Origin of the sequence: Sphingobacterium sp. UBA7625, assembly GCF_002484085.1 — a bacterium.
GTDB classification, from domain to species: Bacteria; Bacteroidota; Bacteroidia; order Sphingobacteriales; family Sphingobacteriaceae; genus Sphingobacterium; species Sphingobacterium athyrii.
Genome location: NZ_DLJD01000040.1, coordinates 59196 through 71043, shown reverse-complemented (window position 1 = coordinate 71043; position 11848 = coordinate 59196). Strand labels below are relative to the sequence as shown.

General features: G+C 37.7%; 7 protein-coding genes. 4 read left to right on the top strand and 3 right to left on the bottom strand.

Features of this window, described 5'->3' with window-relative positions; translation table 11 throughout:
* Positions 1-44 precede the first annotated feature (44 nt).
* Both mnmG and B4G94_RS17110 read left to right on the top strand, forming a co-directional pair.
* Positions 45-1904, top strand: coding sequence for a tRNA uridine-5-carboxymethylaminomethyl(34) synthesis enzyme MnmG (mnmG, locus tag B4G94_RS17115; RefSeq protein ID WP_286860385.1), 1860 nt, complete (start codon positions 45-47; stop codon positions 1902-1904).
* Positions 1905-2062: 158 nt separating this feature from the next.
* Entirely contained in the window at positions 2063-3661 is a 1599-nt protein-coding gene (locus B4G94_RS17110) for an Ig-like domain-containing protein (protein ID WP_286860383.1), read from the top strand.
* A 54-nt stretch (positions 3662-3715) separates the two neighbouring features.
* Here B4G94_RS17110 and B4G94_RS17105 read toward each other — a convergent pair whose 3' ends face one another.
* Both B4G94_RS17105 and nadB read right to left on the bottom strand, forming a co-directional pair.
* Positions 3716-4222, bottom strand: coding sequence for a gamma carbonic anhydrase family protein (locus B4G94_RS17105; protein WP_108635422.1), 507 nt, complete (start codon positions 4220-4222; stop codon positions 3716-3718).
* Positions 4223-4227: 5 nt separating this feature from the next.
* Complete coding sequence (gene nadB, locus B4G94_RS17100) at positions 4228-5820, bottom strand: L-aspartate oxidase (RefSeq protein WP_108635421.1); 1593 nt, start codon at positions 5818-5820, stop codon at positions 4228-4230.
* A gap of 2854 nt (positions 5821-8674) precedes the next feature.
* On the opposite strand from nadB, the gene nadA reads away from it, so the two are divergent.
* Together nadA and thiL are read left to right on the top strand one after the other, a co-directional pair.
* The gene (gene nadA / locus B4G94_RS17095; RefSeq protein WP_286860378.1) at positions 8675-9670 is read left to right on the top strand and encodes a quinolinate synthase NadA; all 996 of its coding nucleotides are present in this window, start codon (positions 8675-8677) and stop codon (positions 9668-9670) included.
* Positions 9671-9825: 155 nt separating this feature from the next.
* On the top strand, positions 9826-10878 hold the full coding sequence (thiL, locus tag B4G94_RS17090) for a thiamine-phosphate kinase (RefSeq protein ID WP_286860375.1): 1053 nt from the start codon (positions 9826-9828) through the stop codon (positions 10876-10878).
* Positions 10879-10990: 112 nt separating this feature from the next.
* On the opposite strand, the gene B4G94_RS17085 is transcribed toward thiL, so the two are convergent.
* Entirely contained in the window at positions 10991-11779 is a 789-nt protein-coding gene (locus tag B4G94_RS17085) for a segregation and condensation protein A (RefSeq protein ID WP_108635418.1), read from the bottom strand.
* Between the last annotated feature and the right edge of the window lie 69 nt (positions 11780-11848).

Below are 11848 nucleotides of genomic sequence, written 5' to 3'. Positions count from 1 at the left end.
AGACAAATAAAAAGCCACGTTTCACGTGGAACAAGGATATAAAAATGTTTAAAAAATACAATGTAATTGTAGTAGGTGCCGGACATGCCGGATGTGAAGCAGCAGCAGCAGCAGCCAATCTCGGTTCTTCCACTTTACTTATTACAATGAATATGGGTGTGATAGCTCAGATGAGTTGCAACCCAGCTATAGGTGGTGTAGCCAAAGGACAAATCGTAAGAGAGATAGATGCAATGGGTGGATACACCGGAATCATTGCAGACAAATCAACGATTCAATTCCGCATGCTTAACCTTTCAAAAGGTCCGGCAATGTGGAGCCCACGTACACAAAATGACCGTATGCGATTTGCGGAAGAGTGGAGATTACAATTAGAATCTTTACCTAACCTCGATATGTGGCAAGACACCGTAAAAGAGGTCATCGTTAAAAACGGAAGAGCATGCGGCGTAATCACTTCCATGGGAATAGAAATTGAATCGGATGCTGTTGTCCTTACAAATGGAACATTCCTAAACGGTGTGATCCACATCGGTGATAAAAAATTTGGCGGCGGTAGGACAGGAGAGAAGGCTGCTACAGGATTAACCGAACAGCTCGTTTCACTGGGCTTCGAATCGGGCAGAATGAAAACCGGTACTCCACCAAGAATTGATGGTCGCAGTCTCAACTATGCGCTCATGGAAGAACAATGGGGCGATGAAAAGAAGGGACGTTTCTCCTATACAGATGTAGAGATGCCCACCGAACAACGCTGTTGCTGGATTACATATACCAACGACAAGGTACATGAAATGCTCCGCACCGGCTTTGAAAAATCACCCATGTTTACCGGACGGATCAAAGGGTTAGGACCACGCTATTGTCCATCCATAGAAGACAAAATAAATCGCTTTGCGGAGCGTGAGCGACATCAGATTTTTGTGGAACCGGAAGGATTCAAAACCGTGGAAATATATGTAAATGGTTTCTCGACTTCGCTTCCCGAAGATGTACAGTTAAAAGCTCTTCAACTCATTCCGGGTTTTGAAAATGCCAAGATGTACCGTCCGGGATATGCAATAGAATACGATTACTTTCCACCGATGCAGCTTGACCTAACATTGGAAACTCAATTGGTGAAACACCTTTTCTTCGCCGGACAGATCAATGGCACCACAGGGTACGAAGAAGCAGCAGCACAAGGTTTCCTTGCAGGTATAAATGCACATCAACGTGTCAATGACGATAAAGAACTTATTCTAAAAAGATCCGAGTCCTATATCGGTGTACTGGTGGATGACCTTGTCACAAAAGGAACCGAAGAACCCTACCGTATGTTTACTTCGAGAGCAGAGCACCGGCTCTTATTACGTCAGGATAATGCCGATATCCGCCTTACACCATTAGCGTACAAACTGGGATTGGTCAGTGAGGAAAGACTAAAGAAGGTAGAGGCTAAAATAGAAAATTCGAATAACATCATTGAATACCTCAAGCAGAATTCAACCGATCTCGAGAAGATGAATGCCGTAATGGCCGAAGTGGGTTCAAGTGCACTTGCACAAAAAACTCGTTTAAGTAACGTACTTGCCCGACCGCAGGTTAATATACAGGACATCGTCAAAGGGGACGAAGGCTTTGCTCAATACGTTTCTCAATTTGACAACGAAACCATAGAGCAGGCTGAAATTAATCTCAAGTACGAAAGCTATTTCGAAAAGGAAATCGAGATCGTCAACCGCATGAAGAAGATGGAAGATAGAGAAATTAATCCTGATTTCGATTATAGTTTGTTAACTTCACTGTCCATAGAAGCCAGGCAGAAATTAGCGAAAGTAAAACCCAGAACATTGGGGCAGGCCTCCCGAATTTCAGGCGTATCACCGTCAGATATCAGCGTTTTGATGGTACATATGAGTTAATTAATTGATTATCAGATAATTATAAATAAAAATAAACAAGCTTAAAATAAGCGATTTAAGACAATATTCTATTTTTTATGACAACTTCTTTAAAAAATAATAAAAGTAGTTCAGAGAGGCTAAAAAGTAGCTTAAAAACGAGATTACTTATTTTAAGCATGTTTATAATGCTCATTGGCTTGTCAATACAATGTGCGAGTATACAACAGCCAACAGGGGGGCCCAAAGATTCCATTCCACCAAAAATTCTACAGGAAAGTCCTACGAACTTTTCGAAGAATTTTACGGAGAAAAAAATAGTCATCACATTTGATGAGTATGTCAAGTTGGCCAATCAACAAAAAGAATTCAGTATCACACCTGATATGGGAAGTACCCCCCAGTTCAAAATCAAGAAAAAAAATCTGGAAATCACCTTACCTGATTCCCTGGAAAAAAATACAACCTATAGCATTTATTTTGGTAAAGGACTGGTAGATTATAATGCAGGAAATGCATTGGTAAATTATGCTTATGTATTTGCAACAGGTGATAAAATTGACTCGCTCAGTATATCGGGCAATGTAAAGAGTGCAATGACCAAAGAAGTCCTGAAAGAGGTTAAAGTCCTTCTAATCCCCATCAGTCAAGATTCAATCTTCGGAAAAAAGAAAGCGAATATTTTTACAACAACGGATACCGCCGGAAATTATAAACTCAATAATCTCCGCGAAGGGACATATCGTATCTATGCGCTCCAGGAAAAGAACAATGACCGAATCTATAATGCACCTGATGAAGAAATAGGTTTTCTAAAAGATTCCATCGTATTGGAGCGAGATCTTAGCAATATCAATCTCGAAATATTTAAAGCAATTCCAAAGAAATTCCGCACCCAGGAAAAGAAGTTTGAAAAAAATGGTAGTGTACTGCTCATTTTCAATAGAAGAGTGGATAAACCCAAACTGAATATTCTGAATGATGAAGTCAACAACAAGGATAAAATAGTACGGTTCTCGAAGAGCTCAGATTCCGCGACCTTGTTTCTGCCAAACCTAAAAATAGACTCTCTAAAACTCGTTCTAACGGAAAATGAAAAACCTTTGGATACCATTCTCGTCAGAAGGGGAAACGTAAAAATTGAGCAGGTCATTGATCCGCAATTTACACCAAATAATGGAAAAGTGGACAGAATCAATCACCTTCAGGTATCAGCCTTTACACCTATAAAAAATATAGATAAGGCAAAGCTAAAATTCAAAGAAGACTCGCTTGTAAGAACAAATTATCAATTGGCAGTGGATACAAATGATTCCAATATTTACCATATCCGTTATAATTGGAAAAAGGATAAAAAATATCAAATAGAATTTACCGAAGGTGCCATAACAGGATATTTCGGGGAACAAAATAAAGAGAAAAAATTCGATCTGACATACGACGATAGCGAAAACTATGGGGATCTAACATTTGATTTCACCGATCTGGATAGCAACACAACCTATCTCGTCGAACTGATCAATGAGAAAAAAGATAAAATATATAGAGTTGATAAAATCAACAGCAATAATGCTTCAGTAGCTTATAAACAATTTCCGGGGGGAAAATATACCATACGTGTCATCCGGGATGACAATGACAACGGCATATGGGATACCGGAGATGTTGAAAAGAAGACTTTTCCAGAACCCGTTGTTTATTTAAACAAGGTTTTCACGATACGTGCAAACTGGGAACAAAAAGATAGCTTTTCAATAAGTGCCCTCAAAAAGGAATAAAGTCAAGGTCACGGCCAAAAATAAAGGCAAAATTGTATTGCTAATACGTTTAAGCTAAAACCAGGAACTATATAATACGTAGTTGTGCGGCAACTGCTGCAAAAGCGCTTTCTGCTCCTCAGTCAGCGCTTTTACCTTTTTAGCCGGAACGCCGGCATATAAAAAACCGGACTCGCAACGCGTATTCTCCAAAACAACAGCCCCCGCTGCAATAATTACATTGGATTCCACCACTGCATTATCCATGACGATAGCGCCCATTCCGATCAACACGTAATCCTCCACGATACATCCGTGCACCATTGCCTGATGCCCGATATTCACATAATTACCAATGGTAGTCCCGCACTTTTGATAAGTACAGTGAATAACAGCGCCATCCTGGATATTCGTATAATGGCCTATACGAATATAATTAACGTCTCCGCGGATCACTGCATTGAACCATACCGAGCAATGGTGCCCAATCTCCACATCGCCAACAATAGTGGAATTGGGTGCTAAAAAGCATTCTTCTGCGATCAATGGAGACTTGTCCAGAACGGGTAAAATAAGTGCCATATGTCCTAAAATATTGTGTCTTGTAATACAGTTGAGTGTTGTGGATAATCCGTCGTATAATGCAGGCCCCTACTCTCTTTCCGCAACATAGCCGACTTGGTGACAATATAAGCTACCTGGATCACATTACGCAGTTCACAAAGCTTCACAGAGAGCCTCGTGTTACGATAAAAGTCCTCCGTTTCCGCATATAATAAATGTAGACGCTTTAGGGCTCTTTCCAATCTAAAATCTGACCGGACAATACCTACGTAGTCACTCATAATTTTTTGACATTCACGCAAGTTATGGCTAACCAAAATGTCCTCGTTAGAAAGTGAAGTCTTGGAGTCATCCCAATCCGGGACATTAGTAACATAATGTATGGATTCAATCGCTTTGGTTGCATCCAAAAAGATGCGATGCGCATATACAAGGGCTTCCAGCAAAGAATTCGAAGCTAAACGATTTGCCCCATGTAGTCCGGTTGACGAACACTCCCCACAAGCGTACAGGTTGCGTATACTGCTTCTTCCGAAATCATCCACATAAATTCCCCCGCATAAATAATGTGCTGCCGGAGTGACCGGTATAAAGTCTGTCGCCATATCCAATCCGATGGAGAGACACTTCTCATAAATATTTGGAAAATGCTTAATGATATCCTCCTTATCCCTATGGGTAATATCCAAATACACATAATCTATACCCGACTTTTTCATCTCGGCATCTATAGCGCGTGCCACAATATCCCTGGGAGCCAATGATGCCCGCTCGTCATATTCCTCCATAAAAGACTCACCATCCACCCGTCTAAGAATCCCTCCGAAACCGCGAACGGCTTCAGACACCAAAAATGCCGGAGAATCCTTAGGATTATATAATGAAGTGGGATGAAACTGCATAAATTCCATATTACGCACCTTGCCCTTAGCCCGGTAAACCATGGCTATTCCGTCACCGGTAGCAATAGTCGGGTTAGTTGTACTCGAGTACACGTGACCAGCTCCACCGGAAGCCATGACAGTCACCCTACTTAAAATTTTGTCCACGAGGTGGGATGAAGTATTGAAAGCATAGATACCATAACAGGTAATATCCTCCCTATTCTTATCCACATATTCCCCCATATGATGTTGGGTAATCAGATCAATGGCAAAATAATGTGTGACAATTTCAATATTGGGATCGCTATGGGCCTGTTCCAACAGCGCTCTTTCTATTTCGTAACCTGTTATATCCTTATAATGAAGGATACGGTGAGCCGAATGCCCGCCCTCTTTAGCCAGGTCATATACCCCCGATTCTTCCTTGTCAAATGAGGTTCCGTAGGAAATAAGTTCAGCAATTCGATCCGGTGCTTCCCTAACGACGTTTTCCACAATTTCCACATCACATAATCCATCCCCAGCTATCTGAGTATCAATGATATGCTTTTCGAAGCTATCAGACTTATCCACAACGGCAGCCACTCCCCCCTGCGCATATTTTGTATTAGACTCATCCTCATTGGACTTCGTGACTATCAACACTTTACCAAATTTTGAAGCCTTTAACGCAAAGCTCAATCCGGCAATACCTGATCCAATGACCAAAAAATCTACCTTTCTATCTGCCATATATTTTAAATTCACAAACTATCCCCAAAAGTGATGGTTGAAATTAACGAAAAATGTGGAAAACGTGTAAATAAAAGGTTAAATAAAAATGAAAAGTATTTAACATTCCACAGATCCCCTATTCACAGCACGAATTCCAATTATTTTTCCGCATAAAATTTGATAGATTTCCACATTTTCTCGACAGCGACTATTCAACAAAAAATTATGGAAAATTAAAAACGGCAAAAATTAGATTTTTAAAAATCAGCTCTTTAAAGCGAAAATTCTGTTGAAAAATTGTTGAAAACTCTATAAAAACCGCAAATCAAAATCGATTCAGATCAATTTATACCACTTTTCCACACCCTAATAAACAATAAGAGAATCTTTAATTTAAAATATTAGTATTTATTGAAAAAAAAGATTGTGGAATACGTTCGAGAATCTTTGTTTAGCTTTGTCAACATCGAATCAAACCTATTTAGGTTACGATATTTGGAAAGGGATAAACTCCCCTTTTGAAATATTCAATTCTAAACGGCTTTATTTTCGATAACTAGATTCTTGAGGTATTTTAGACCTTTTTAGAATGGAATATTTTTTTTAAAACTTTTTAAACAACTTTTATGGAATTATAAAAGGGTTTGTATCGGCATTTTTATGTCTTTAAGCCCAGAAATTGGTTTTTGAACCGTTTAGACTAAATTATTTAGACTTTGCCAGCTTTATTTTAATTTTATTAAAGTCTGAAAGGCTTTGAAAATTTTGAGATTGAAAAAAATATACATTTTGAGCCGTTTAGGTTTGGATATTCGATTTTTTTATAAAAAAAATTGAATATATGCTGTGCAGAGAGCGTTTTCGATGAATTTTTATGGAATATTTAAATTTGAATTTTATCGATATGCTGTTTTCGTTTTTCTAAAGCGATTTAGATTTGCATATTAGATTTTTTTATAAATTTTTAAGATTTTATGGTATTTTAAGTGACTTTGGATCAATCGGAATTAATTTTTACCAGTGGAGATTTCAAAATGTGTATTTATGGGCATAAAATCTGGCAAATCTGTTCGGAGATCAGCTTATAGTCGATTTCTTTGCAATATTTGAAATTTTGTAGGATTTTTCGGCAATTATGCGATTTCTGGAGGGTTTGTTATCAATTTTAATACAATTAAACTCAATTAGAATTGAATATTTTTTTTGTAAATGCCGTTTTGATTGATTATTGGATTTTAAGCGGCTTGATAAAAGATTTTGCAATAAATCTTTGAATCGCCTACATTAGCAAATGCCAAATGGATCAAATTCGTGGAGATTATTTTTAAAAAATTATTGTGGAATGAAGATTCTTACTATATTTGCGACCCCAGTATCGATTGGGAGCTTAAAAAAAATATAATTTAGTCTTTTAGATTTTGATAATTACCATTATCAGCTATAATAAATTTTTTAGACGAATGTCAAGGGGTTTATTTTAAAAATAAAGTCCTCCTGATTGCGATAGATTTTTATTTTAAATGCTTTATTGGATTTAATGGATTGTAAAGCCCTATTTTTGCTATTGAAAATAGATATTAATAATTTTTATAACCTTATTGTAATTTTATTATTTTATAAATTAATAAAATAAAATATAAGGTGTACTATTCTCTATTCACGGAGGATACACTAGCATTGGCTAGTTGAGATTTTTTTTAACTTATTCATTCAAAATCTATTGAACCGAAAAATAATGTGTTTAAAGCTCTTCATACAAGCTGGTTTAGATTTTCATAAAATTTTATTCAGCCAATAACAGCGCAAATATCGCATTCTATGGGGCTTTAACTTTGCTTATTATGATTTCATAGATAAAATAAACCCCGCCAGTTTGCGCTATAATTTTTTATTTTCAATTTTTACAGAATAATCGTATCCTAAACGACTTTGAAGTACGAAAGCACCGAATAATCTGTTAAACTAATCTTCGCTATTCAAAGCTGCTCGAAACTATCCTAGCCCAGATAGCTGTCTTTGCCTGGCTATCGCGAATAATTTCGCTTTTAATATGTTAAAGTATGTGTCGTACTGTTTTTCAATTTGAGGCCTCTCACAATCAATTGTACGATATGATACTATAATTTATTGAAAATATCCGATTCTCATGGACTTTAATTGAGATCTGATAATTGAAAAATTAGACCTAATGTATTTCCTTCCAATTTTATGGACTCAAATTGTAAATTTTATCGAAATAAAGCCTTTTAGGTTTTCTTAAAAGCATCCCATTAGGCTATTGTATGTAAATATTCAATTCTGAACGAGTTTATAATGTAAGCAGCCATAATGCTGTTGCGGCTCATTCGTTGTCGTTAGATATGCTATGGTAATATGTGCTTTTACCCGTTTGAAACAGGGACTGCACCTTTCCTACTAAAGCCTTTGAGCTTTTCATATATTTTTTCTTTCTTTTTCTCGTGGCAAATTTTAAATTCTGGCGGGCACAAAACGATAACAGCATGTGAAATGTTAATAAATAAAGCTTCCGTTTGTGCTATATTTTTGCTTGTTTTGTATCATGCCTAAGAACGTTCAATAGGCGGAAAATGGAGAGAAAGTCATTTTCTACGTGGGAAAGATTTTGGTGCAAACCCGCTGAGCTTTTTATAAAGGGTATATTGCCCGGCAGTTTTCTGAATATCCGACTCTAAAAGGGTTTAAATTGGGTGATATCTTTGTATATTTATTTTAATGATAATAATTTAATTTAAAATTTACAATATCTTCCTACTATTGCTCAGCTACATATTTGATTAATTTGCTTTTTATTGACTTTTATATATGTAACAATGCGTATTTTTGCTGTTCATAAACTGTTGAAAGTACCCGCATGGAAATTGTAAATTATGAGCTTCAGGCAAAAGGATATAACGATGCTCCGATTGACCCCTCATTGGATTTGGTAGCTGAAATCCAACGATTGAAGAAAGAAAAGAATGCTGTAATTTTGGCACATTACTACCAGGAATCTGAAATTCAAGATATTGCAGACTATATTGGAGATAGTTTAGGCTTGTCCCAGGAAGCTGCAAAGACAGATGCCGATTTAATTGTTTTTGCCGGAGTACATTTTATGGCGGAGACAGCGAAGATACTTTCGCCCACAAAGAAGGTGATCTTGCCGGATGCTAAAGCTGGTTGTTCGTTGTCGGATTCATGTCCACCACACTTGTTTGCTAAATTTAAGGAACAGTATCCAGACCATTTGGTCATTACCTATGTCAATTGTACTGCCGAATTAAAGGCACTTTCGGATATTGTATGTACATCGAGTAATGCAGTCCAAATTGTGGAGAGCCTCCCGAAAGATCAGAAGATCATTTTTGGACCCGATCGTAATCTTGGAGCTTATGTAAAGAAAAAAACGGGCCGTGATCTCGTGTTATGGAACGGTGCTTGTATGGTCCATGAAATTTTTTCTCAAGATAAAATTGATCGTCTGAAGAGTGAATATCCTGAAGCTAAGTTTATTGCCCATCCTGAATGTGAAGACCATATTTTGGCTAAAGCGGATTATGTGGGTTCCACATTGGGGATGCTTAAGTTTACGCAAACAGATAATGCGCAGGTTTATATTGTAGCCACAGAATCTGGAATTCTTTATCAGATGCAGAAAGCAAGCCCAGGGAAGACTTTTATTCCTGCACCACCAAACAATGCCTGTGCATGTAATGATTGCCCTCACATGAAGCTTAATACGCTTGAGAAGCTTTATAATTGTTTGAAATATGAATCGCCTGAAATTTTACTTCCTGAAGACGTCATACTTCGCGCACAACGGCCTATTGAGCGTATGTTGGAGATATCAGCAAGTTTGGGATTGTAATAATTTGTATAATTTTTGATGATAATCGATATGATAACAGGTTGGTTTTCATATCGATTATTATTTTTATAGTGCTATTAACGGAGCTAAACCATAGCGGTATGAGATACCTGTTTGAGCGTTATATGATAGTTTAAAATTTTAAATTTTTTAACATGTTTGATTTTGATAATACTGAACGCACCAGTCTGGAGGACATGGGGGAGTTCGGTTTAATTGACTATATCAGTAAAGCGGTGGAGCTGACCGAAAAATCTACCGTTAAGGGAATTGGTGATGACGCAGCGGTATTGGATTTTGAAGGAAAGAAAACCTTGATTTCTACCGATTTGCTTTTGGAAGGTATTCATTTTGATCTGCGGTATGTCCCTTTAAAGCATTTGGGATATAAGGCAGTCCAGGTCAATTTGAGCGATATCTATGCGATGAACGGAATAGCTTCCCAGATTACGTTTTCTATCGGGTTATCTTCCAAATTTCCACTGGAAGCCGTAGAAGAGATCTATCAGGGAGCTTTGATCGCCTGTAAGAAGTATAACGTCGATTTGGTTGGGGGGGACACTTCGGCTTCGGCCCAAGGTCTAGTTCTATCCGTTACGAGTATAGGTTATGCCGACGCGGATAAGATTGTCTATCGCAACGGCGCGAAGGAAGGCGACTTATTGTGTGTATCCGGCGATTTGGGAGCAGCATATATGGGACTGCAACTATTGGAAAGAGAAAAAGATATTTATTTGGAAAACCCCAATGTGCAGCCGGATCTGGAGGGTAAAGACTATATTGTTGAACGTCAGCTAAAACCGGAAGCACGAAAGGATATTGTGGAGTTATTTGCAAAATTAGATATCCTACCTACATCAATGATGGATATTTCTGATGGCTTGGCTTCCGAAATACTTCACATCTGTCGACAATCTGATAAAGGTTGTAGATTGTATGAAGAAAAAATTCCATTGGACCAGATGACCTACGATACCGGACGTGAATTCGGTATTGACCCGACGGTAGCAGCATTAAATGGGGGGGAGGATTATGAACTGCTGTTTACAATAGCACAGGCAGATCACGATAAGATCAAGAATTTGCCCGATATCAGTATTATAGGCTACATGACGGCTGCATCAGAAGGCTGTGAAATGATTTCTAAATCCGGAAATCTTTATCCAATTACGGCGCAGGGCTGGAATGCTTTCAAAAAGAAGGATTAAATTAAGATAGCTAAAGAGAACAGCAAGTTTTCAATGAATATGGAAGAAGTTAGATATTGAAATATTCAGACGATAATAAAAAAGGTTGTCCAGCTTGGCGGACAACCTTTTTTTATTGTTCTAATTCTTCTTCGAGTACCAGATCCTCCTGTTTCGGATCCCGCTCTTCGACATTAAAATTGTTGTAGCCTAATCCTACTTCAATCTGTAGAAGACGCTGTTGGAGCATTTCTAAAATTGCCAGGAAATTATAGACAAATTGAACCTTATTTTCGGAGTTTTTCAATAGTTCCTGAAAATCTAATTTCTTATTAATTTCGATAAGTTCAGCTATCGCTTTTTTCTGTTGTTCAATCGTATAGGGATACTTCACAACAGTATGTGTTACCTCGGGTGGCCTATTGCGAAATTGATACATCATTTGTTCATAGATCATCATCAGGCCGTATAGATCAAAGCTATCCAGGTTTTCACCTGTAGCATCCAATTGAAGTTGTTGGCGTATATCATAATGGATATTGCCTCTGCTATACAACTGGAGACGGTTTTCTTCCATCACCCGGAGGCCTTCGCAGACCTCTTTGAACTGCTTATAGAGAATAAGTTTCTGAACGAGGTCTTCTCTCAGATCTATTTCGTTTTCATTTTCATCCAGATCCGGTCTCGGCAGTAGCATCTTTGCTTTTATACGCATCAATGTAGAGGCTACAAAAATAAACTCGCTGGCCATCTCCATATTGAGTGCCTGCATCTGACTTACGTAAGACAAAAAATCATCGGTAATTTTCGAAATAGGGATATCATGAATGTTCAGTTCGTCCCGCTCGATAAAAAATAGTAATAAATCAAAAGGTCCCTCAAATTGAGGAAGCTTGATTTCGTAACCTTCTTCTACTTGCATATCTTATACAAATTTACATAATAAAATCTGTTGCAATTGTTCATATGAAAACTATTGCTGTTTTTATTT